Source organism: Paenibacillus sp. MMS18-CY102, from assembly GCF_009789195.1.
Classification (GTDB): domain Bacteria; phylum Bacillota; class Bacilli; order Paenibacillales; family Paenibacillaceae; genus Paenibacillus_T.
The window spans coordinates 108,032-129,153 of record NZ_WSTC01000016.1 but is presented as its reverse complement, the minus strand read 5'-3'; the positions used below and the strand labels follow the sequence as shown (position 1 = coordinate 129,153).

Here is a 21,122-nt window from a genome sequence, read left to right as displayed (position 1 = left end):
TCCAGATAGACTCTTCACTATAGCAACCATCCCCTATAGATATGTTCATATCCATCAATAAATTATAAAAGGGCCTCTTCAAAGGCCCCTTTACAATTTATTGATGTTTCCTAAGCATAAATTTACTCTCTAAGTCAGAAATACAGTCATTGTACATTTGATATTTTTTAGGAAAATATGCACCATTGCATTTCATCTCAGAGAATAATAAATTGCAGGTCGGAATGCTTAGTATGCCTTTTTGTTGTGCTATATATAAAATTCCTATTGTACCCAAAGTTGTTATCCCTAATGACTGCGCTAATTTTTTTGGACCATTATCATCAGTTATTAGCGCATATCCCATATGTTTTGCATAAACGACGGATGCTGCTTCTCCGTCTCCTAATTTCGGAAAACCTTCAGAAGAGACCATTGAATGTTTTTTAGAGATCGCATAGTACTCCGCTAACATCAAAACCCCATGTAGTTCATGAACTTCTAACCACCCTGAACTAATTGCCTCTGAAACATCCCGTTTTACTTTTCCCTTCTCAAACGATTCTAACTTTACAGCAACTGTAATAATTTTATTGCCTTGAAATACCTCGTTTAGTAAGTGTAGATTGTCTGCCAAAGAAAAATTAGAAAGTGTTGTATTATCAATAACAACTTTGCTTTCTGTTATTTTATTAATCATAGCTCGTCCCATCCTACTTCATCTGGGTACGTAGAATCTGCCCTAGCTACTATCTCCTTAAGATCGGTCTCTAGATTTTTTTCTAAAAAAGCGATAAAGTGGTCAACCATTACTGATCTGCTTATATTCGCGCTATGATACGCCCCTAAAAGTAACTTAATGTAGTTTTCTGAAATGTAAGAATCTACAGGTGTTTGAAATACTTTAGGATCGATACCTTCGGCTTCGCAAGCCTCTACTAGTTTCAACTTACCTTTTTTGCTCTTTGTAAGATAATTCTGATATAATTCATTGGTTATTATTCCTAGATTATACAATCTTAAAGACATGGCTATAAATGAAACTTGATATTTTGCACTTAACCTTAGAATATGAACTTTTTGCACCTCAAAAGTGCCCCAATTATATTCGTTTAGAATACTTTCTTCCGGCATTAAAAAGTGTGATGCAAAAAAGTCTGCCAAAATCTCGTTTGAATCTTTACTATACCCTTCTGGAACACAGACATCTAACATATCTTCTTCATCAAAAAGCACATGCGAAAGCTCATGGGCTGCCGTAAAATTCTGATTACCCAATATTCTATGTCTATGAATTAGCACTATTTTTGTTTCTTTTTGTTTTATATACATCCCCAGAATATTTGCTTTTTTGTTAAAGCCATAAGTTACAACGTAGCAGTTCTCTTGTTCAAGATATGAAAAAACGGGACTCTTGATAGGCCCGTTTTCAATACCATATTTTTTTCTAGCTGAACTTGCTCTAATTTTAGCTAGTCTATAGTTTTCATTAGTTTTATATATCCTTGAATGTATCTCTGGCAACATAGATACTAACCTCCCAATTGCTTTAACTCCTCAATGTGAGTAAGAAAGTTAGAAGCAAACTCCAGTGCCTTATTCACCTCAGGATCTGTTTCATAACCTTGAACCCGGAACCTTGCTTCAATAGTTATTGCCGGCTCTGAAACATGTAGCCCTAACAATTGTAAAGGAGTAACTTGTAGAAAATCAGCGATCGTTTCCAATTGTGATTGAGTTACATCAGAGTGCCCATACTCAATGGAAACAACTGTAGAATAGGGAATTCTGCAACTATCTGCCAGTTTTCTATTGGATGCTCCCTTTTCCTTCAATAATGCAGTTAAATGTTTACCGAATTGTTTTCGATCCACGATTTTCACCTCCTTAACGTATCAATTATACTGTGCCAAAATACAATTGACAATATAAAATCACCCAATTTACTCCATATTAGTACCTGTATGTCTATCGTAAGTTGAAGTGGATTCCTATGATACTTACAACGCCCCCGCATCTTTTGCCGTATAGAATGACGGGAAAATCGGGCGGTAGTTCAACTCATTTCTTATTCGAGCCGTATCTACGATCATGTCAAACGGATTGAACTCGCCCAGCGGCAGTTCTGCTACGGATTGGCCGGAATGGGCGTGATGCTGCAGCAGCTCGGCAACAGAAATGGGTGCATCATCGGCAACATTATAGATTCGGCCATCTATGCCCGGTGTGGAAGCAGCGAGCAGCAGCGCTTGGCTTACATCCGCATGATGGGCCATATGAAGCCGCTTGGCTGGATTCCAGCTGCTCATAGTGGGCAGAAACTCGCTAAGGTGGGGGTCCCGTTCCCCATATACGAAAGCAAGGCGGACGATCCGCAACCCCAACCCTTGCTTTTCATGAAGCTGAAGCAGTTCTGCCTCGGCAGTTGCTTTCGTTTGAGGATACAAGAACGCAGGCTGCAAGCGATCATCTTCACGGTTTGGCCGCAATAATCCCACCGAGCCATAGACCAGATTGGTGCTGGCAAATACAAACCGCGGAACGTTCGCCTTTATTGCAGCATTCGCAAGAGCAATGGCAGCATCGATATTCGAGCTTCTGGCCGTTGCCTCATCCACACCGCGAAACTCGGCAGCGAGATGGATGACAGCATCCATGCCGCGAAGCGCTTCCTCCATTTTGCCAGCCTGCATGAAATGCCCTTCGATGATCTCGGCACCTTGCAGTGGATACAAACCCGCCTTCACAGCGTCGCGAACTAACACTTTAACGTGATGGCCGCGTTGCAACAATCGAGGGACCAACCTGCTCCCCACTTTGCCTGTAACCCCTGTGACGAAAATATTCATTCGTATTCCTCCTTTGATTTGCCAGTGCTATACTTGCAGAATAAAGGGTTATTCGATCCACAGCCTTCCTGCGTTTATCGTATGGCTGTCAGTGTCAGGATAAGGGGGAGAAACTCGTTGGGGGAGAACGTTTCACACTTATCATTAGGAAAGTTTTTGCGGGCTCGCCGGCAACGCCTCACACCAGAAGAAGTAGGGCTTCCCTCGTACGGCAGACGCCGGACACCAGGGCTTAGGCGGGAAGAAGTAGCGCAGCTAGCTCATATTGGGACATCCTGGTACACCTCATTAGAACAAGACCGAGACGTGAGCCCGTCGGAGGAAGTGCTGGATAGCTTGGCGCATGCGCTGCGATTGAATGCAGATGAGCGGCGCTATCTTCATATGCTTGCACAACCAAAGCGAGCGAAGGAAGAAGAGAGGGCGATTAAGGACGCATCAATCGGGCTTACGCGGATAGTAAAGTCGCTTGATCCCAATCCAGCCTTCATAATGGGGAGAAACTGGGACTTGCTCGAGTGGAATAAAGCCGCTGAGTTCGTATTCCAATTGCCAGCATTCTCTAAGGAAACGCATGGGCACCCTAATTGGATGAGGCGTTTTTTAACAGATTCTTCGCTCAGGTCAAACAATACGGACTGGGAAGCCAAAGCACAGGTTATGATCGCTCGGTTCCGTGCGGACTATGCGCATTTCCCTAATGATGCGAGGTTTAAAGCGCTTATCGAGGAATTTATGCAAGCCAGCGAGCTGTTTCGCGAAACCTGGCCGCTTCATGATGTTCAGGCCGCAACCGACTGCCATAAACATTGGAGCGATCCACGAATTGGCGAAATGGTGTTTGAGCATGTGGTGCTGCAGCTGCCCAACAATTCGGAGATGAAAATTATGGTCTATACCGCATCATCGGATACGGCTATTCGTTTGCAAGAACTGCTCACCGCTGGGCGTCCCAACAGCCGCAACAGCTGAGGGACACCCTTGTTTTGTGTGGGAGAACCCGGTCTCACCGAACCGCATCATACACGGCATAACATCATCTGCAGGCAGTCCGCCGCTTACTTATTAAAATAATGCCCTTGTGCAAGATCAGCAAGCAAGGCAGAATGCACAGGCTTCATCCCAATAACTCCTGTGTGTACACCCGACCTCGGAATATCAAGGTCGGCAAGAAGCCCGAGGAAGCCAAAGTGAGTGCCAGCCTCTTCGTGCGTAATGCTAACGGCCGGCACGTTCAGATGCTTGCCAATCATGCTGGCGATATCGCGGAATGGGATTCCCTCATCGTCTACGCCGTCCAATCGCGAGCCTGCCGGAGATTGCTCCACCGCTAGACGAAAAATAGAAGCTGCATCAAGGCGATGTACCGCTAGCCAGCGGTTCGAGCCGTCACCTACTTATTCCGAGACTACCATCGAACGATTAAAGCTCATCAGGAAATTTCAAAGCATAGGCTGCTCATTAGCTGAACTGAAGGACGTTCTGCAAGACCACGATGCAAACACGCGCACGAATCAACAAATAATGGAGTGGATTATCGGGAAGATGATCGAAATCGAACGCAAGAAGGACGGATACGATCAAATGCTGGAGACGCTTCGCTTCATGCTCGAATATCGAAAAACGCTGGAAACCGACCCGCAGCGGCCCATGCCATGTTGAGCGCTCGAAGCGCTGATTAAGGAACATAATATTACAAATTAAGGAAAATATGTCCCGTTCAGCATTCTCCGTTGCAGTTCGTGCAATGGGCAGTGCGCGGTTCGTGCAAAACGCGGCATGCCATTGCATTTCATACAATCACGGTTGGCGACTGGGGACGAATATCCGCTGTTTCAGCCCATTCAGGCGGATATCCACCATTTGACGTTGTACATACTGCAATGGCATATCGATATTCGCCACCCAAGGACCGTTCCCGTTGCACAAAATGCAATGAGAACAACCCGCCATAACATCCATAACGCAAAAAGGCACCTCAATGGGTGCCTCCTGCGCCTCCTGCCTCCCGGCTGCCGCTAATCCTTCGACAAAGCTGGACTGTCGCACTTAGATCCCAGAAGCTTGCCGGCTGAGAAACTGCCGCACGGAGCCATCTGTGCTAAGGCCAATCGCACGGCTATAAGCAGAACGCGCTTCCTCTCTACGATTCATCCGCTTATAAAGATGGCCGGCAAGCGCCCAATAGGGCTGATAAGACACCACTTCCACAGACGGAAGAGCTTCCAGCAAGGCCAATCCATGCTCTGCCCCATAAGCCTCCGCAACAGCAGCAGCCCGACCGACCAAAGCGCCCACTGTGGGCGTGATATGGATCAGGCCCTCATATAACTGGACGATCGCTCCCCACTCGATGCGCCCCGTCCATAAACGCTGTGCATGTACGGATTGAATGGCTGCCATGAGCTGAAAACGGCCGATTCGGCCAGCTTGTGAAGCCACTTGTAAATAATGCTCCGCCTCTGCAATCAAGCGGCGATCCCATCGCGAGCACTCCTGCTCGGAGAGAGGAACATAATTCCCCTCATCATCATGCCGTGCCTTGCGGCGCGACTCGCAGTGCAGCATCAGTGCCAAGAGGCCATATGCCTCCGGGTCTCGGGGAGCGAATTGGAGAAGAAGCTTCCCCAAATATATGGCTTCCTCCGCTATTCCTCTTCTAGGCGAATCAGCGATGGCTGCCTCGTCCCACCCGCTTCCATAAGCCGCATAGATCGCCTCCAATACAGAATGGAGGCGATCCGGGATCTCTTCCGCATCGGGCATCTCGAATGTAAGGCGTTCGGCACGGATTTTAGCTTTTGCCCGCGTAAGCCGCTGGCTCATGGCCGAAGGTTTGACGATGAACGCAGATGCGATTCGCGCTGCATCGAGCCCAAGCACCGTCTGCAGCATAAGCGGCGTGCGCATCGCCGGATCGATGGCCGGATGTGTGCAAAGGAACATCATCCTCAGCCGTTCATCTGGGAAAGCGGCATGGGAAGAAGCCAGGCGCTGCGTATCTTCAGATAAGGCAAGGAGTGTCGGCAGCGCCCTATCAGAAACCCGGTTACGGCGGGCACGGTCAATTAGCCGCCTTCGGGCGATGCTCACCAGCCACGCCTCCGGCTTGTCTGGGATGCCAGACTCGTGCCAAGTTTCCAACGCCGCCAGAAAGGCATCCCCTAGCGCATCCTCAACCGCCTGCAAATCCCGCCAATTAACAGCTAAATAAGAGATTAGACGGCCATACGCATCACGTGCCGTTTCTTCAATAACCTGACGTGTTTCCATAGCTAGCTGCTACAGCGCCGGAATGTTCTGCCTGACTTCAACCGTATCGACCGGTGCCCGGGCAGCCCATTCTAATGCGGTGTCCAAATCCGGCACATCGATTACGTAAATGCCGCCAAGCTGTTCCTTCGTCTCCGGGAACGGCCCGTCCTGAACGGCTATCTCGCCACCGCGGCGCTTCACAGTAGCAGCCGACCCCGGCCCGAAGAGGCCCGAACCGAATACCCCGATTCCAGCTTCTTTGATCGCTCGCACATAATGCGTCCAGCCAGCCAAGTATTCTTGTTTCCGCTCCGGATCTATTCTTGCTGCAAAATCCTCTTCGCTCTCAAAGAACATTAACGTATACGTCATACAATAACTCCTCCTCATCATGCTTATTGGCATTTGGTTTCGTTATGATGTCGTTTGAACGATGATGATTTCTACAATTCGGAAAAAATTTTCAAAGCAATTATAGCAGCCCTCTCTTTTGCATGGTTCCTTGTCCATTTTACTATGCGTGGATATATTTCCCTACAATTTTATAGCCGTACATTTGTGATTGTGATTCTACACCACTTGCTTAAATCTTGTATATTTATTCCAGACAATGTTATGATTTTTTTATTCCAAGGAACGATACTGACTTGCCATGGAGGACGCCTGATGATTTCAAAACGATCAACTGCACAATTTAACAAAGCACGAGAGTTTATTATGGATCAAGGTCGAGAGCTTGACCAAAAACTTTTTATGTACCATTTTGAAAACGGCTCAAGAGAATCAGTATTAGACGTATTAAGGAATCACCAAAACCTCGATGGAGGATTTCAAAATACGGGTGAAGGGCCCCGCAACGAATCTTCACCTATCGGAACCAGTGTGGCATTTCAACATCTTATTGCGCTAGATGCATCTCCCGATTCTTCAATGGTCAGGGATGGAATCAACTACATCATTACATCCTTTAATACTAGTCTTGAAATGTGGCAGCCAGCATCAGACTGGTTGCACGAAGGTGACAACCTCATTCAAGGGTGGGGAAACCCAAGTGCTGAGCTTGTCGGATATTTATATAAATACAGGCAATGGGTTCCGGCGTCGTTTTTACAAAAAGCATTGGATCTGGCAGAAAAGAATTTAAGTGCCGTTACGCGCCCAATGGATCCATTCGTTTTGTTATGCTATATGAGATTAGCCGATATTGTACCCGACCCACTAAAAAAAGTTATCCTTCAAAAATTGTATGAAGATGTCCCCAAAGTTATAGAAGCCGACGAGAGCAAATGGCCGAATTGGTGTATCAAACCTTACTGGTTTGCCAAATCTCCCAGCAGTCCGGTTTCAGGCCTCATAAAACGGGATGTTATTCGAAGCCTAGACTATGAAATAAGAAATTTGACAAACGAAGGCTTCATTCCTTTACATTGGAATGCTTCTGAAGAGGATACCAAAGCATGGAGAAGCATCCTGACACTAGACGTGTTAAGGGCTCTGCGCGACTATAACATGCTTGAAGTTTAGCAAGATATGAATAGGGGGATACCAAATGCCTAAACTTTCAAGAAGCCAATTTAATAAAGCAAAAAACTTCATTATGGATAAATCAAGGAAACTTGATCGGGCCATGTTTGAGTTCGAATTTGAAAACGGCAGTAAGGAAAGCGTACTGGCTGAACTAAGAGCGTATCAAAATAGTGATGGCGGCTTTGGAAATGCCATAGAGCCTGATTTTCGATGTAACGAATCGTCTGCCCTAGGCACAACCGTTGCATTGCAATACCTTTCTAGAATTCATGCAGACGAAAACACCGATATGGTAAAACAGGCCGTTTCCTATTTACTTCGTTCAGCCAAAAAATTGGATTCCTATTACTGGGAAATTGTTCCCAAAGAAGTCGAAACAGCTCCAAGAGCGCCTTGGTGGAATTATAACGAATCACGTCCCTTTACAGGAAACCCTAATGCAGAAATTATAGGATACCTTCATGAATTCAGGGGTCTTGTATCTTCAGATATGTTAAATGAACTTACAACACACATACTGAATTATATAGATGACCTGCATGAACCGGAATTCCACGAATTGTTGTGTTTCTTAACAATGGTGGAACGCTTGCCATTAAGCTTGAAGGAACGCCTATCAGAAAAAATAGCCATAATGGTTCAAAAATGCGTTACTATTCAGCCAGATTTATGGCAGAACTACTGCCTACAACCAATACAAGTTGTTCAATCCCCTAATTCTCCGTATTACAAAATGTTTAAAGAAGCTCTAACCGCTAACCTTGATTACCTTGTTGCAAAACAAACAGAAGATGGTTGCTGGAATCCTGCCTGGGCATGGGGGCAATTTGAAGATGCATGGCAACATGCTAAAGTTGAATGGCAAGGTTGGTTGACCCTCGATTACCTTAATATATTGCGTCAGCATGATTATATAGAAATGTAAAATATGAACACGAGTACTATCATTACTGCATGGCATGACGGCTTCCGCCATTTTAAAAAGGGAGCAGTTTAAAAAACGCATTAAAGCCATCCCTCACAGGATGGCTTATTTTTTGTCATATAACGTTGTTCAGCAATCCCCGTTACTTCGGCAATACCGCCATCATCGGATAAAAGTCCGTCGCCATGATTCCCGCAATAACGGCCGGATCCTCTGCAATAAGTTGCGGGACTTGATCTGCGCTCTCCACCTCAATAACAGCAAGCCCATGCGGATCGTTCGGTTTTCGAACCGGCCCGAAAATTAGCGCAATCCCCTGGCTCTGCCTCTCGGTCCAATAGGCGATGTGCCGATACATAATATTCCGTTCTTCTGCGGTCATATCCTCAGAAAAGGTTGCCCTTGGTGGCGTAGACCATAACATGAAGTGAATTTTTCCCGGATTGCCGCCTGCGGTGTTATCCGACATTATGAGAAACCTCCATTGCCCTTAGTAAATTTGTAGCCCACCCTAATTATTCCTAAAATTCCTTTTGAAATGCAAGGCGCATATAACAAACTTTATCATGTTTGTACATTCTCAAAAATAAACCTGGTATACCAGTAAAATATAATAAACACATCGCCAAGCCTTCTTATGGCAAGACTCACATCGAATCTATGTTAGAGCAAAAGGCTGTTGGTAATTAGCCAACAGCCTCATCATTTTCAATCTTACTTAAATTAGCGTTACTAGTTACCATATTCTTTAGCAAAATCTCCAAGAAGAAATTCACCAAACCAGAAGTATCTCCATTATCCGAATCCTGCAAAAGTGATAAATAGTCCTGTTTTTTTGAAACCTCAACATAAATTGGAGGGAGATTCTTCATCTTTAGAATCCAATTCATCACAGATCGAGAGAGTCTTCCATTCCCATCTGTAAACGGATGGATTTGAGTTAGCCTATGATGAATAACTACTGCTCTTTCTAAGACATCAGAATAACTTAACTGATCGATTTGCTGCATTAATGCATCAATTTCTTTATCTAAGAAATATAGCTCTTGTTCAATATTACCAAAATAAACCGTTTGAATTTGAGCTCCAGTAATCTCATTGTCTATTCTTCTAAATTCCCCTGCAACGTCAGGATTAGGAGAAAGCTTAAAAAGAAGCCTATGCAGTTCCTTCAATTCATACCTGTTAGGGGCTATCTGTGCTCTAAATATTTGATTACAAACAAAATAATGACCCACTGTTTCAATTATATTCTTGTTATCCTTGTATTCATTAAAATATTTACTTTCTCGCTTATGTATCCTCAAATCAGTACATATTTCCGAAACAGTATTTAAATCAAGATCAAGTCCTTCAATTCTGCCATCGTTATAAATCAAATGATTTTTAAGCTTGTACCAATCGGGATTTGTATCTATGAGGGGAACATAAGAATAAGAGTTTATGATATTCCTTAAAAAGACCCTGTCTAATCTATTCAATCCTAAGCTCTCTACTTTTTTGAATGCCTGATATTTCGTAAAGAATTTTTTACTTGGTAAATTTTTAATTTTCTTTAAGTTAATAAATCTCCAGTATAAACTCATGAAACTAACGCCAAATACTAAGCTAATTCTGAGAACATCGTCATCCTCAAGGTAGCCTTCGCTGTTTTCAAAACTTTCGGAAAGTTCTAATATATGCCTTTCAGGGGCGAGTAAACTTCCTGCAAATTCATCCGCATATCTTTCGATAGGGTCCTTACTGTCCGTAGGACTAACTCTAACAGAATAGTCCTTAATGTGATGGCATAACTCGTGGGCAGCGGTGAACCGTTGTCTTTCATAAGGTCTTTTAGAGTTAATACCAACTGTCGCTACAAGACTCCCAGCTTCAGGTGAATAAACTCCTTCCAAACCATCAAATGGCAGGAATTGATAATATATCCCAAAGTCAGTTAGCATTTTAAAAATATCAATAGGAAAGCTTATTTCTTTGGAAGAAAAATAAATCTCAAGAACAATATCAGCTAGTTCCCTGGCAGAACACTTTTGACTGATATCCCTGAGATTATTTAAATCAATGCTCATTATGAATTTGTTTAGATATTTCTCTTTGGAAAGCCAGGAACCCAAAAACTTGGTCTTGATCAAACTTTGACAGTTTTTCCCCGTTTCTTGCCAAAATGACTGCCTGTGGCTCTAACGTGTCTGAGATCAAATGTTGTTTTGAACACCCATATATTTTAACCATTTGTTCAATAGTATCACCACTCGGTAACAGGTTACCTGATTCAATTTCAGATAATTCTTTAATAGAGATACTAAGTTGGTTAGCTATATAACTGAGGGTAAGATTAAGATCTTCACGACATTTAGCAGCACGTACAGAATTGAACTTATCCATACGTTCTCTCCCCTTTCATACTACTTACTAATTATATCCTATCCCCACATATCCGCAATATACATTTTATGCCTAATTTTGAACTGTTATCAACCATCTACGACTTTGTGCTCATCCTCTTCGCAGAAAACACGATATAACTCAGGGCTCACATTAATGTTTGACAACTTGAAAATTTACCCTTATTGTTAATGACAACAAACCCCATAAGAATAGAATGAATTGAATGTAACTCGGGTTCAAACGATGAAGGCGAGGGGACCCCCATGGACGATTACTCCATTATTGATTTGATTGCTATTTTCGCCAAAGCATCCGCAGTAACCGCAATGGTCGCTCTGATCTCCATCATCTTTGCTTTCACGATAGGGCTGCTCTCTAGCATCGCCTTATTCTACAAAGTGCCCATCCTGAAACCCATCATCCATGCTTACATCGAATTTTTTAGAAATACGCCTTCCATTATTCAAGCTTATTTTATTTTCTATGGGCTTCCCAAAATCTCAATGCAGTTTGACAGCTACACCTGTTCCATTCTCGTGCTATCGCTATTAGGCGGCGCCTATATGAGCGAGGCGATCTATTCGGGCGTTAAATCCATATCCAGCAATCAGCTTGATCTTGCCAAGGCAATGGGGCTGTCCAAATTCAACATGATTATCTGCCTCATTATTCCCCAGGCGATATCCACATCCGTTGCTGCCATTAACAACAATTCCATTTTTCTAACCAAAGAAGTGTCCGCTATGAAAATCATTTTGTTGCCTGAAATCGTGTACCAGGCTTATGCCATCATAAGTTTAAGAGCGGATTTGACTCTTCCGGTTGTCGCCTTGACCGTGATTAGCTATCTAGCCCTATTACTGCCTATGTCTTATTTATTTTCCCTTGCAGAAAGGAAGATACGGTATGCAGAGTTTGGGCGTTGATACGATCGTTCAAGCTTTTCCGAGGCTTCTGGACGGTTTTGGGCTTACGATACAGATTGCTGGCATCTCTTTTCTCTTATCGGTGCCCTTTGGGTTCGCAATCGGTGTATTCATGAGTTTAAAAAATAAATGGTTAACCTTCACCCTAAGAATCCTGCTGGACGCCTTCCGGCTAATTCACCCGCTAATCTGGCTGTTCATCCTGTTTTATGGCATCGCCTATCTGTTCCATGCGCCGACGGACGGCTACTACATCGCTATTATTGTCTTTTCCTTATGGGGTTCCTTTGAAATGGGGGATTTGGTTCGAAGCTTTATGGCCAGCCTGCCCCGCCATCAATTCGAAACAAGCATGGCGATCGGGCTGACCCGAAGGCAAATGTACATGCACGTCCTGCTGCCGCAGATCGTCATTCGAACGACCCCGTCCATCGTCAATCTAGCCACTCGCCTTATTAAAACAACCAGCCTAGTGTCGCTTATCGGCGTTCAAGAAATGCTCAAGGTCGCCCAGAGCATTATTCAAGTCACCTACTACAATAACCCCACCAGCATGATTCCTTTCACCATGTACCTGTTACTGCTCATCTTGTACTTCATCATCTGCTTCCCGTTATCTGTACTGTCCCGGTTCATCGAGAAGAAAATCTCATCCCTAACAGCCGCTACATAGAAAGGAGCCCCTATGCATCTAACCATAACCAATCTCAAGAAGTCGTTTAACGGAAGCGCCGTACTGGATGATATCAATCTGACCGTTAAGCAAGGTGAAATCATCGCCATTCTGGGACGCTCCGGCTGTGGCAAGTCCACTCTATTGCGGTGCATTAACGGATTAGAGCAAATTGACTCGGGCGAGATTCACCTTCACGGCGCACGAATTACGAAGTCCGATTCCAATTATGCGCACTGGGTGGGGGTGAGGAAGAAGATCGGGATGGTCTTTCAAAACTACGAGCTCTTCCCTCACATGAATGTGTTGAACAACATTATTCTTGGCCCGATGAAGGTCGAGAAGCGAAGCAGGAAGGATGCAACAGAAGACGCAACAAGGCTGCTGGAGCGAGTGGGCTTGTCCGAGAAAATGTTCGCTTTTCCAAGAGAGCTATCCGGCGGGCAAAAACAGCGTGTGGCCATCTGCAGAGCGCTATGCATGAACCCGGAAATTATTTTGTTCGATGAGGTAACTGCGGCACTTGATCCACAGATGGTGCGGGAAGTGTTAGATGTCATCAAAACGTTAAGCAATCAGGGTTTGACGTTAATTATCGTTACGCATGAGATGGAATTCGCTGAGAAGGTCGCCGATCAAATCGTGTTTATGGAAAAAGGAAAAATCATTGAAACCAGTGCGCCAAACAAGTTTTTCAAATCGCCGCAGACGGTGGAGGCTAGACACTTCTTGGGCCTTCCCATTGAACAATTACATGCGAAATAAAATATGCAAATATTTTATTATACAAAGACAAAAAGGAGAGAGTGGACATGAGAAAGCTGATTGCTGGCGTATTAACGGTGTTGTTAGTAGGGGGACTCATCGGTTGCTCGAATAGCAGCAACGATAACGAGAAAAGTGCTGATTCCGGGTCAATTGCCGCAATAAAGAAGGCAGATACGATTAGAATCGGCATTTTCGCCGACGATGCTCCTTTCTGCTACCAGGATGTCGATGGAACGTTCAAAGGCTACGATGTCGAATTCGGGAAACGAATCGCGAAGGAATTGCTGGGGGATGAGAATAAAATCACTTGGGTCGTCGTTAATCCAGCTGACCGAATTCCCTATTTGCAAACAGACAAAGCTGACTTAATGCTCGCCGATTTCACAGTTACGGAGGAGCGAGCCCAAAGCGTCGACTTTACACTGCCTTATGAGAAAGTGTCCCTCGGAGTCGTTTCCAAGGATGGCGCGCCAATCACTTCACCGGATGACCTGAAAGGCAAAACGCTGGCCGTTAATACGGGCACAACAGCCGATTCCTACTTCACTAAAAACTATCCAGATGTGAAATTGATCAAGATCGATGCCATTACAGATGGCTATCAAGCACTCATTACGGACAGGGCTGTTGCATTCGCGCAGGATAACACCTTGCTGTTATCATGGGCTAAGAAAAATCCCGGCTACACCGTTGGCATTAAAGAGCTGGGCAACAAAGACTTTATCGCCGGTGCAGTCAAACAAGGCAATAAGGAGCTGTTGGATTACGTAAACGATCTGATTAAGGGCAAATTAAAGGACGAGAACTACTTCCATAAACTTTATGATACAACGCTCAAAGACAGCTTCCCTGCTGACTCCACAGCGGACCAAATCGTCATCGAAGGCGGCGTAACGGATTAATCCATTGTGCCCGCTTCGCGGTGAACAAGACAAAGCCCCTCCTGGGTTGGAGTGGCTTTGTTGATTAGAAGGCGATCGTTCTTGATCATATTCTCATCGTCATATAACTCTTTCCTTCAACAAAACCAAGGCTTTCATACATCGGTCTAGCCATATCAGATGAGTGCAGCAGGATTTTTCTAATGCCTTGTGCCTTCAAATCGCCCATTGCTTCACTAATAAGTTTGGATCCTATGCCTTGGCGACGGTAACTTGGGATGGTGAACACATTAGCCATGTATGCAACCAAACCTGAAGGATTGTCGAAATGCGGCGCAAGCCGGCATATGCAAAAGCATACGGATGATACAACTGCCCCATCGCCCTCAGTAACCCATACCACGAGTGATTTGTCTAATAATGAGGATTCAAAATAGCTTCTGAATGTTTCATCCATACTGCTGTCGCCCTCATGGCCTAACAATATTCGGCGAAATGCAATTAACTGCGGTATGTCCGATTGAATCGCTTTTCGAAACCGTATGATTGGCTCCCTCCTTGTTCAGAACATAAATGACTTGCTCAGCATTAAAGCGAATAACTCTCTTTTCTTCATAAAATCCAAGTTTCTTTAATAAGGCACATGAAGAAGCGTTTGCGGATTGTGCTTCGGCAATGAGTTTATCGTACACTTTATCTTCAAAGGAATGGCACAATACTTGGCTTACCGCTTCGAATGCAAATCCTTTACCCCAAATACTGGATAAAAACATATACGAAATTTGAATATCTTCTCCATCATGATGTGGCGTTAAAAAAACACATCCTAAGAATGCGCCTGAAACTGTTTCTCTGACCGTCCAGTAATGGCAATTTTCTTGGGGATTTATCCACTCTGTAATTCTGCTTTCGGTTTGTTCTCTGCTTCTTTTCCCGCCTAGAAAATCCCATACTTTAGCATCATCATATAATTTGATAATATCGTAATAGTCGTCCCTATTCGTTGTCTTAATGCTGCAACGGTTCGTTTCCACCCTGCGTTCTCCTCGTTTTCTTTATGTAGCTATAGCATATCCCTCATCTTCTTGTTCTGTTGAAGGCTCACGTTCGCCCCGCACGCTTCAGTACCTCTTTTACAAAATTGCCCTTCTCATCCGTATATGCTTTACGGTCATTGTGATATTGTTGTGCAAGTTTCAATTTCAAGTTACCATACATCCTCGCATCTTCTGGATGACATCGCAAATAATCCCGAAACAGGAGATGGCGCATGTATTCTTCGTTATCTAACGTACACACGTAAAGATGATGCCAAGGGACACTATCCGGAGGAATAAACGCCTCCCGCCCTTTTGCCCCTAAGTCGCCTTCATGAACATAACCAAGGGTAGCGAGCCTTTCGATGGCTATTTGAACATCCGCCAGAGTAGGCACTGCTACATCCATATCAATAATTGGCTTGGCTGCTAACCCTGGAACAGATGTACTTCCGATATGCTCTATCGTGACTGCAAGGTTTGCTAGAACAGGAAGCACAGAATCCCGTAACGCTTCAAACAACTGAACCCAACGGGGATCATATTCTACAACTTCTATACTGGATCGCATGGAAATGCTCCTAACCTATGTTATAAAAAATCGTTAGTCGTGCAGCTATTCTTGCGTTGTTCACATCTAATCTCATACAATGATACAATGCATGTGTATATATTTGTAATTTATTCATCATTATAACAAGATTAACGAGGTGGCAGGATGCTAAACTTACGAAATGCCGATCGATCTGATCATGCGTTTTTAGTTCAAATTGACTTAAAAAACGATGGGTACACGGTTTCGAATGAAGTTGAAATGACCAAACATGAAAGAGAGAAACATAGCGCGAAGATAGGGCTCTTCCTCACTGATCCGAATAAAGGCGCGTTTATTATCGAAGATTCTACTGCTAACCAACCGATTGCAATGATCATGTACTCGATAGCCAATAGGGATTTTGCGTATGATTGGAACACAGGTTTCAATGAATTAGACCGAAATCTGTTTCAGAAGGATGGCCGGTTTATTGAAATATTTCAATTATGGGTTCACTCGAACTACCGCAGATTAGGACTAGCAACCAAGCTTAAACTTAAGCTAGAAGAAGTCGCCCAATCCCATAATGTCGATTTAATCTATACGCATACCGAAGAAATAAATACTCATGTCATCGAGCTCAACGAAAAAATCGGATATCAGCCGGTTCGGCGCGGTCCAATTTGGGATGATGTCATTCGAGTCAGTTTGATTAAAAAGCTTTAAAATCGCATATGGAAATGTAACGTCATGTTTTAGCGGAGTTATCCTTTGCGTACCCGAAAAATGTCATTTCTCCGTGCTCATTCTCAATAATACTGTATGGATGGTTCTGGTCATAATGCCTGCGAACAAATTGCCCTTTATTTACTGGATAGATTTCAATATGTAGATTTCCACGGAATCTCGTAAAGTATAATTTTCTATTAATAAGTTCAACTTTAATTTTATCCTTTAAGTAGGTTCCACAGTAATACTCTTTAAGCTCGCTTTCGTTGATGGGAAACTCTCGTTGTTTCGTTGGGACCGCCACCTCAACATCATGCAGTATATCTGAAATTGCATTGCCCAGTTTGTACTGGTTGATAGCTTCATTATTCGAAAGAATGATAATACAACTGTCTTCATCAAAATAATTCTGCATATAAGTGCTTATCCCCAGATGGTCTCCACCATGAGAATATCTGACTGTACCGTAAACATAATGATACTCCAACCCATAACAATAATTATTTTTATTCTCCTTGAAAAACCTATCGTACGTTCTTTGTGAAAGAATTTTACGATCACGTAAACAGGTATGCCATTTGTACAAGTCATCGCAGGTTGAGGTGATGGCACCTGCACCAATGTTAAATTTCTCGTTATAGTACGAAGACTTAATGTATGTATCGAAATCTTTTACATAATTACATGACTTGTTCTTAATAGGTTTACACCCATCATCAACGTCACTATTCATCATGTTTAAAGGAAAAAATATGTTGTTTCGGATATAGTCTTCATACTTTTCTCCTGAAATATTTTCAATAATCCATGCCAGCAAATTATAGTTAGAATTATTGTAATCATATGCTGTACCCGGCGGCTTTGCAGGCTTTTTAACAATGTAACGCTGAAAAAAATCGTTTCGTGAATAATCCATTCTATTGTATCCAGCGAAAAAATCATTTTCAAAATCATAGAAATTATATAAACCAGAGGTATGCGATAATAAATGATGTACAGTGATCGACTCGTCAATCTTCATATCAGCGGGGAGATACAGTTGTGCAGACTTATCAATGTCCAGCATTTTCTTTTCCCATAAAATCATAATTGCAAAGGCAGTAAACTGTTTTGACATCGAAGCGATTGAGAAGCGCGATTTTATATTATTTTTAATCCCAAACTCGATACTTGCATAGCCGTATGCGTTTTGAAAAAGCACTTCGCCTTTTTCGATAATTTGAATAACGCCGTAAAAGTCCCACAATTCTAGATATTCATTAATATATGCCCTCAATTTTAATCGCATTGCTTCCTGCACCAGATCTCACCTCGCATTGTATTACTTTGTATTAATTCATAGCCCCGCAGCCCATTTTCGTCGCTACACAATCTGCTTTTCCATCTAATAACACAGGGCCGGACAAATGTAGTTGCATTTTATTATCAACAGGGTTCATCAAGAATTGAACTTTGAACGGCAATGATGCAACATCAAAAGTGCCTTCTGGATTCGGCAACAATTCGGTTTTGGTCCATACTTGTGGCAAGCCATCTACAACGAGTTGGCCCGACTCCAATTGAACCGTACAGTTGCATTCATGGTGATTCTCATCTGTATAAGAGTAGCTTCCCTCATAGAGTTGCAAGTCCAATGTGGTTAACGCTATTTCACTTGCTGATTCTATTCCGATAAACTTTTTCATTTGGCTATAATACGTCGGCCAGTCGCCATTCTGATTCTCAATTTTTAGCTTAGCAATTTGTAATTGGCCGTACAGATTGTCCATCACTTTGCGATATTGCTTCCAGTATGTAATGACCCCTTCAAACCCAATTAAATGGTGGGACTTTCCGTAAAGCGACTCAGAAGCTCTCGCAATCATAAACTTCTCGGCCTCGCCGCCCCTTCTGCTGACAATCTTCCTTAATGCAGCATCCACATCGTCCTGATATAAGTAAATAAGGCACGGATTTAACCTCTTGATAATCGCCTCAACTGCTTTTAAATAGGTTGCTATTTCCGCTTCAGGGACATTATTCGGGAATAAACTCCAAGTTAAGTAACCAAATAAACAACCATCAATTAGTATAATTTCATCAGAACAATCCACATATGCTGCGAACTGCTCCCAACGTTTGAGCGCTTTGGCAATGACATCACGATAGTTGCCATTTCTTAAATCATTCACAATCCCAATTGCTGAAACGGCATCCCTAAACACATAAGCAGGGTGGCCCACCACTTCTTCATACCACCATTTGTTAGGATAGCCTAGCTGGTCCAACATGCGCGATAAATACTGGGCTGTCGATGACTTCCCGGAGCCTGGAATGCCTTCTGTACAAATCAATTTTGAATTCAGCAAAACGTATCACATCCAATCACATTACTTTGTTATCCGCCGTAATTCTGGGTCCATGTCCACATTGCTTCAAAAATAGGCTGCAGCCCTTTCCCGCTCTCGGTCAGGTCATATTCGACATGCAGCGGCACGCCGGGGTAAATCGTACGCGTAACAATTCCCTTTTCCTCTAACAGCCGCAAACGGTCGGTCAACGTTTTCGGGCTTATCGGGTGCAGTTTGCGGCGCAGCTCGCCAAAACGCCGGTTCCCATTAAACAGTTCGAACAAGAGAAGCAACATCCATTTGCCATCCAATATTTCCATGATTGGTTCAACAGTTCCGGGGCAGGATCGATCCATCATCATATCCACTCCATCGTTCATTTTTTGAAACTAGTGCACTTTAATGTAACTACTTTCCAAATGTACCACAGGCCGATTAAGATTTGAATCAGAAAGAGGAAAAAAATTACTCCGGAGCATTAGAAAGGGGGAGTTGCGTTGAATAGGCCGTTTGAAGTCGACCCGGAGGAGTATCCATTCACCGATCACTGGCTGCCGTATCGCGACGGCTACATCCATTACGTGGATGAAGGGCAAGGGCCGACGGTGCTTCTCCTGCACGGAAACCCTACATGGTCGTATCTATACCGAAATGTTATGAAAGAGCTGCGTGGGGATTACCGCCTTATTGCTCCCGATTACCCCGGATTCGGCATGTCAAAGGCACCTAGCGGCTACCGATTTACGCCACAGGAGCATTCGGAGGCGATACAGGATCTAATCCGCCGGCTTAATTTGAAGGACTTAATCATGGTGGTTCAGGATTGGGGAGGCCCGATCGGGCTAAATTACGCAGTCCAGCATCGGGAAAACTTGCGCGGCATCGTCGTCATGAATACATGGGCTTGGCCTGCAACCCTACTGCCAATGAAATTGTTCTCAATCGTCATGGGAGGCTGGCCGTTCGGCTACTGGCTTCAGACACAACGGAATTTTTTCGCCAAAGCCATCGTGCCGCATGGGATTCACCACGCCGAGAACATCACGGATCGATTGCGAAAGGCTTACACCAATCCGTTCCCGACACCAAAGTCCAGAATACCGACCTGGGTGTTCCCAAGGTCTATCCGTAAAGCGCGAGCATGGCTCGCTAACATTGAATCGAAGCTGCCGAGTTTATCCGGCTTGCCTGCACAAATTTTGTGGGGGACACAAGATAGCGCTGGCTTCCCGCTTGCACAGATGGAGAAATGGCAGAGAGCTTTGCCGCTGAATGAAACCGAGATTCTGGAGGATGCCTCGCATTATGTGCAAGAGGACCGTCCAGACCGTGTAGCGTCGGCTATCCGAACATTATCGAACCGAACTTGAGGAGGCGTTTGATTTATGAAAACCATTTTGTGGGCAACCTTAACTGCCAACGGCAATTATTCGCAATCCAGTCCCGAAAACCCGCCAAAGCAAGAAGCGTTGGACGATTTCTTCGCACAAGCCCAAGCCGCAGGCAATTTCATTGTTGGGCGCAAAACGTTTGAAGGCATGCGCGGCAATGGGGGACCCGGTCCTTTTGCCCATATCGATATCGTCGTCGTTTCACGGAGCGCCGCAGCAATCCAGGGTGTGAAGGTTGTAGGATCACCTGAGGAAGCTCTAGGCTACCTGAAAGAAAAAGGCTATCAAAGCGCTCTTATTAGCGGCGGCGCGGATATTCACAATTCATTCCTGGACCAAAATCTTGTAGACGAAGTGATATTCAATGTTACTCCCGTAATGGAAGGCAAGGGGTTAAATCTCTTGATCGACACTGAGCATTATCAGGTTAAACAAGTGCAGCTGCTGGACTGCAAGCCACTCGGCGGCGGTGTTGTTCAACTGCGCTATGCGATTGATCGAACGGTGGGCTAGACCGTTTAAATTCTGCTTATATAAGCCCCTTAAAATGATCGTAATCAGTAACCGAATTGAACTTGATTGCGCATGGAGGACAACGCGTTAATCGAAGCGATGGAACGTTATTTTCAGGCAGGAATTGTATTGGACGTAGGCCGGCTGGATTCGATTTATGCGCCCGACTTCGTTAATATTCGGACAGACCAGAGCGGACGGACCGTTTCGATTACGAAGGAACAATTTATGCAGACATTTCGCCGCATGTCCTGTACAACTTCGTCTGGCGTATGGCTGATGGGCTGCCGCTAACGATTATTCGCGAGTTTTCGGCAGAAGAGGACCTTAGCGGGCTAATCGGCATGATGCGAGGGGGCAGCTGAGGCAGGCTGATACTACCTATAACAACAAACTTCAGGACCATTCTTAACCGG

At 44.1% G+C, this 21,122-nt stretch carries 28 protein-coding genes; 12 read left to right on the top strand and 16 right to left on the bottom strand.

Annotation, left to right across the window (positions count from 1 at the left end; all coding sequences use genetic code 11):
- Nucleotides 1–97: 97 nt before the first annotated feature.
- The 4 genes from GON22_RS13950 to GON22_RS13935 form a co-directional block, all read right to left on the bottom strand.
- Nucleotides 98–679 carry a hypothetical protein gene (locus GON22_RS13950; protein WP_160396705.1) on the bottom strand — a complete coding sequence of 194 codons (582 nt, stop codon included), beginning with the start codon at nucleotides 677–679 and terminating at the stop codon, nucleotides 98–100.
- Nucleotides 676–1,506, bottom strand: a complete 831-nt coding sequence (locus tag GON22_RS13945; RefSeq protein WP_160396704.1) for an ImmA/IrrE family metallo-endopeptidase — start codon at nucleotides 1,504–1,506, stop codon at nucleotides 676–678. Before GON22_RS13945 ends, GON22_RS13950 begins: the two co-directional genes overlap by 4 nt.
- Before the next feature lie 5 nt (nucleotides 1,507–1,511).
- Nucleotides 1,512–1,853, bottom strand: coding sequence for a helix-turn-helix domain-containing protein (locus tag GON22_RS13940; RefSeq protein ID WP_160396703.1), 342 nt, complete (start codon nucleotides 1,851–1,853; stop codon nucleotides 1,512–1,514).
- A gap of 126 nt (nucleotides 1,854–1,979) precedes the next feature.
- Nucleotides 1,980–2,828, bottom strand: a complete 849-nt coding sequence (locus GON22_RS13935; protein WP_160396702.1) for an NAD-dependent epimerase/dehydratase family protein — start codon at nucleotides 2,826–2,828, stop codon at nucleotides 1,980–1,982.
- 117 nt (nucleotides 2,829–2,945) lie between these two features.
- Between GON22_RS13935 and GON22_RS13930 the strand changes: the two genes are divergently transcribed.
- Entirely contained in the window at nucleotides 2,946–3,800 is an 855-nt protein-coding gene (locus GON22_RS13930; RefSeq protein WP_202113230.1) for a helix-turn-helix transcriptional regulator, read from the top strand.
- A gap of 86 nt (nucleotides 3,801–3,886) precedes the next feature.
- On the opposite strand, the gene GON22_RS13925 is transcribed toward GON22_RS13930, so the two are convergent.
- The gene (locus GON22_RS13925) at nucleotides 3,887–4,129 is read right to left on the bottom strand and encodes a nucleoside-diphosphate sugar epimerase (RefSeq protein WP_202113229.1); all 243 of its coding nucleotides are present in this window, start codon (nucleotides 4,127–4,129) and stop codon (nucleotides 3,887–3,889) included.
- On the opposite strand from GON22_RS13925, the gene GON22_RS13920 reads away from it, so the two are divergent.
- Nucleotides 4,044–4,490: a MerR family DNA-binding protein gene (locus GON22_RS13920; protein WP_336604309.1), complete on the top strand. Its 447-nt coding sequence runs from the start codon at nucleotides 4,044–4,046 to the stop codon at nucleotides 4,488–4,490. The genes GON22_RS13925 and GON22_RS13920 overlap by 86 nt on opposite strands.
- A gap of 387 nt (nucleotides 4,491–4,877) precedes the next feature.
- Here GON22_RS13920 and GON22_RS13915 read toward each other — a convergent pair whose 3' ends face one another.
- Both GON22_RS13915 and GON22_RS13910 read right to left on the bottom strand, forming a co-directional pair.
- Entirely contained in the window at nucleotides 4,878–6,101 is a 1,224-nt protein-coding gene (locus GON22_RS13915; RefSeq protein WP_160396700.1) for an RNA polymerase sigma factor, read from the bottom strand.
- 9 nt (nucleotides 6,102–6,110) lie between these two features.
- Nucleotides 6,111–6,455, bottom strand: coding sequence for a YciI family protein (locus GON22_RS13910; RefSeq protein WP_160396699.1), 345 nt, complete (start codon nucleotides 6,453–6,455; stop codon nucleotides 6,111–6,113).
- 294 nt (nucleotides 6,456–6,749) lie between these two features.
- On the opposite strand from GON22_RS13910, the gene GON22_RS13905 reads away from it, so the two are divergent.
- Nucleotides 6,750–7,607, top strand: coding sequence for a hypothetical protein (locus GON22_RS13905; protein ID WP_160396698.1), 858 nt, complete (start codon nucleotides 6,750–6,752; stop codon nucleotides 7,605–7,607).
- Nucleotides 7,608–7,632: 25 nt separating this feature from the next.
- Complete coding sequence (locus GON22_RS13900; RefSeq protein ID WP_160396697.1) at nucleotides 7,633–8,535, top strand: hypothetical protein; 903 nt, start codon at nucleotides 7,633–7,635, stop codon at nucleotides 8,533–8,535.
- A gap of 142 nt (nucleotides 8,536–8,677) precedes the next feature.
- Here the strand turns inward: GON22_RS13900 and GON22_RS13895 are convergent, their stop codons facing one another.
- The 3 genes from GON22_RS13895 to GON22_RS13885 form a co-directional block, all read right to left on the bottom strand.
- A complete protein-coding gene (locus GON22_RS13895) occupies nucleotides 8,678–9,004 on the bottom strand; it encodes a YciI family protein (protein ID WP_160396696.1) in 327 nt (108 codons plus the stop codon).
- A 217-nt stretch (nucleotides 9,005–9,221) separates the two neighbouring features.
- Nucleotides 9,222–10,667, bottom strand: coding sequence for a Fic family protein (locus tag GON22_RS13890; RefSeq protein ID WP_160396695.1), 1,446 nt, complete (start codon nucleotides 10,665–10,667; stop codon nucleotides 9,222–9,224).
- Complete coding sequence (locus GON22_RS13885; protein ID WP_160396694.1) at nucleotides 10,594–10,920, bottom strand: helix-turn-helix domain-containing protein; 327 nt, start codon at nucleotides 10,918–10,920, stop codon at nucleotides 10,594–10,596. The genes GON22_RS13890 and GON22_RS13885 overlap by 74 nt, the downstream gene beginning before the upstream one ends.
- A gap of 266 nt (nucleotides 10,921–11,186) precedes the next feature.
- Between GON22_RS13885 and GON22_RS13880 the strand changes: the two genes are divergently transcribed.
- From GON22_RS13880 to GON22_RS13865, 4 genes are read left to right on the top strand one after another with little or no spacing between them, the layout of a single operon-like run.
- Nucleotides 11,187–11,849, top strand: coding sequence for an amino acid ABC transporter permease (locus GON22_RS13880; protein WP_160396693.1), 663 nt, complete (start codon nucleotides 11,187–11,189; stop codon nucleotides 11,847–11,849).
- Nucleotides 11,830–12,522: an amino acid ABC transporter permease gene (locus tag GON22_RS13875; RefSeq protein ID WP_160396692.1), complete on the top strand. Its 693-nt coding sequence runs from the start codon at nucleotides 11,830–11,832 to the stop codon at nucleotides 12,520–12,522. The genes GON22_RS13880 and GON22_RS13875 overlap by 20 nt, the downstream gene beginning before the upstream one ends.
- Before the next feature lie 12 nt (nucleotides 12,523–12,534).
- A complete protein-coding gene (locus GON22_RS13870) occupies nucleotides 12,535–13,287 on the top strand; it encodes an amino acid ABC transporter ATP-binding protein (protein WP_160396691.1) in 753 nt (250 codons plus the stop codon).
- A gap of 47 nt (nucleotides 13,288–13,334) precedes the next feature.
- The gene (locus GON22_RS13865; RefSeq protein ID WP_160396690.1) at nucleotides 13,335–14,192 is read left to right on the top strand and encodes a transporter substrate-binding domain-containing protein; all 858 of its coding nucleotides are present in this window, start codon (nucleotides 13,335–13,337) and stop codon (nucleotides 14,190–14,192) included.
- A gap of 85 nt (nucleotides 14,193–14,277) precedes the next feature.
- Here the strand turns inward: GON22_RS13865 and GON22_RS13860 are convergent, their stop codons facing one another.
- The 3 genes from GON22_RS13860 to GON22_RS13850 form a co-directional block, all read right to left on the bottom strand.
- Nucleotides 14,278–14,655 carry a GNAT family N-acetyltransferase gene (locus GON22_RS13860; RefSeq protein WP_237179155.1) on the bottom strand — a complete coding sequence of 126 codons (378 nt, stop codon included), beginning with the start codon at nucleotides 14,653–14,655 and terminating at the stop codon, nucleotides 14,278–14,280.
- On the bottom strand, nucleotides 14,642–15,205 hold the full coding sequence (locus GON22_RS13855) for a GNAT family N-acetyltransferase (protein ID WP_160396689.1): 564 nt from the start codon (nucleotides 15,203–15,205) through the stop codon (nucleotides 14,642–14,644). Before GON22_RS13855 ends, GON22_RS13860 begins: the two co-directional genes overlap by 14 nt.
- A 67-nt stretch (nucleotides 15,206–15,272) precedes the next feature.
- A complete protein-coding gene (locus GON22_RS13850; protein ID WP_160396688.1) occupies nucleotides 15,273–15,779 on the bottom strand; it encodes a GrpB family protein in 507 nt (168 codons plus the stop codon).
- A gap of 147 nt (nucleotides 15,780–15,926) precedes the next feature.
- On the opposite strand from GON22_RS13850, the gene GON22_RS13845 reads away from it, so the two are divergent.
- Nucleotides 15,927–16,469: a GNAT family N-acetyltransferase gene (locus GON22_RS13845; RefSeq protein WP_160396687.1), complete on the top strand. Its 543-nt coding sequence runs from the start codon at nucleotides 15,927–15,929 to the stop codon at nucleotides 16,467–16,469.
- 22 nt (nucleotides 16,470–16,491) lie between these two features.
- Here GON22_RS13845 and GON22_RS13840 read toward each other — a convergent pair whose 3' ends face one another.
- Genes GON22_RS13840 through GON22_RS13830 form a run of 3 tightly spaced genes read right to left on the bottom strand, consistent with a single transcriptional unit; the run spans nucleotide 16,492 to nucleotide 19,161 of the window.
- Nucleotides 16,492–17,772, bottom strand: a complete 1,281-nt coding sequence (locus GON22_RS13840) for a serine hydrolase domain-containing protein (protein ID WP_336604308.1) — start codon at nucleotides 17,770–17,772, stop codon at nucleotides 16,492–16,494.
- A gap of 31 nt (nucleotides 17,773–17,803) precedes the next feature.
- Nucleotides 17,804–18,820: a hypothetical protein gene (locus tag GON22_RS13835; protein WP_160396686.1), complete on the bottom strand. Its 1,017-nt coding sequence runs from the start codon at nucleotides 18,818–18,820 to the stop codon at nucleotides 17,804–17,806.
- 29 nt (nucleotides 18,821–18,849) lie between these two features.
- Nucleotides 18,850–19,161, bottom strand: coding sequence for a winged helix-turn-helix transcriptional regulator (locus tag GON22_RS13830; RefSeq protein ID WP_160396685.1), 312 nt, complete (start codon nucleotides 19,159–19,161; stop codon nucleotides 18,850–18,852).
- Between the two features lie 138 nt (nucleotides 19,162–19,299).
- Between GON22_RS13830 and GON22_RS13825 the strand changes: the two genes are divergently transcribed.
- From GON22_RS13825 to GON22_RS13815, 3 genes are all read left to right on the top strand, one after another.
- A complete protein-coding gene (locus GON22_RS13825; RefSeq protein WP_160396684.1) occupies nucleotides 19,300–20,172 on the top strand; it encodes an alpha/beta fold hydrolase in 873 nt (290 codons plus the stop codon).
- 15 nt (nucleotides 20,173–20,187) lie between these two features.
- Complete coding sequence (locus tag GON22_RS13820) at nucleotides 20,188–20,706, top strand: dihydrofolate reductase family protein (RefSeq protein ID WP_160396683.1); 519 nt, start codon at nucleotides 20,188–20,190, stop codon at nucleotides 20,704–20,706.
- Between the two features lie 72 nt (nucleotides 20,707–20,778).
- Nucleotides 20,779–21,000, top strand: coding sequence for a hypothetical protein (locus tag GON22_RS13815; protein WP_237179154.1), 222 nt, complete (start codon nucleotides 20,779–20,781; stop codon nucleotides 20,998–21,000).
- Nucleotides 21,001–21,122: the final 122 nt, after the last annotated feature.

Coding starts and splice junctions, on each gene's coding strand:
- GON22_RS13815 (WP_237179154.1), top strand. CDS start 20,779: ATGGAGGACAACGCGTTAATCGAAGCGATGGAACGTTATTTTCAGGCA.
- GON22_RS13850 (WP_160396688.1), bottom strand. CDS start 15,779: ATGCGATCCAGTATAGAAGTTGTAGAATATGATCCCCGTTGGGTTCAG.
- GON22_RS13935 (WP_160396702.1), bottom strand. CDS start 2,828: ATGAATATTTTCGTCACAGGGGTTACAGGCAAAGTGGGGAGCAGGTTG.
- GON22_RS13875 (WP_160396692.1), top strand. CDS start 11,830: ATGCAGAGTTTGGGCGTTGATACGATCGTTCAAGCTTTTCCGAGGCTT.
- GON22_RS13885 (WP_160396694.1), bottom strand. CDS start 10,920: ATGGATAAGTTCAATTCTGTACGTGCTGCTAAATGTCGTGAAGATCTT.
- GON22_RS13900 (WP_160396697.1), top strand. CDS start 7,633: ATGCCTAAACTTTCAAGAAGCCAATTTAATAAAGCAAAAAACTTCATT.
- GON22_RS13820 (WP_160396683.1), top strand. CDS start 20,188: ATGAAAACCATTTTGTGGGCAACCTTAACTGCCAACGGCAATTATTCG.
- GON22_RS13895 (WP_160396696.1), bottom strand. CDS start 9,004: ATGTCGGATAACACCGCAGGCGGCAATCCGGGAAAAATTCACTTCATG.
- GON22_RS13950 (WP_160396705.1), bottom strand. CDS start 679: ATGATTAATAAAATAACAGAAAGCAAAGTTGTTATTGATAATACAACA.
- GON22_RS13915 (WP_160396700.1), bottom strand. CDS start 6,101: ATGGAAACACGTCAGGTTATTGAAGAAACGGCACGTGATGCGTATGGC.
- GON22_RS13920 (WP_336604309.1), top strand. CDS start 4,044: ATGCTAACGGCCGGCACGTTCAGATGCTTGCCAATCATGCTGGCGATA.
- GON22_RS13880 (WP_160396693.1), top strand. CDS start 11,187: ATGGACGATTACTCCATTATTGATTTGATTGCTATTTTCGCCAAAGCA.
- GON22_RS13845 (WP_160396687.1), top strand. CDS start 15,927: ATGCTAAACTTACGAAATGCCGATCGATCTGATCATGCGTTTTTAGTT.
- GON22_RS13910 (WP_160396699.1), bottom strand. CDS start 6,455: ATGACGTATACGTTAATGTTCTTTGAGAGCGAAGAGGATTTTGCAGCA.
- GON22_RS13905 (WP_160396698.1), top strand. CDS start 6,750: ATGATTTCAAAACGATCAACTGCACAATTTAACAAAGCACGAGAGTTT.
- GON22_RS13945 (WP_160396704.1), bottom strand. CDS start 1,506: ATGTTGCCAGAGATACATTCAAGGATATATAAAACTAATGAAAACTAT.
- GON22_RS13830 (WP_160396685.1), bottom strand. CDS start 19,161: ATGATGGATCGATCCTGCCCCGGAACTGTTGAACCAATCATGGAAATA.
- GON22_RS13870 (WP_160396691.1), top strand. CDS start 12,535: ATGCATCTAACCATAACCAATCTCAAGAAGTCGTTTAACGGAAGCGCC.
- GON22_RS13865 (WP_160396690.1), top strand. CDS start 13,335: ATGAGAAAGCTGATTGCTGGCGTATTAACGGTGTTGTTAGTAGGGGGA.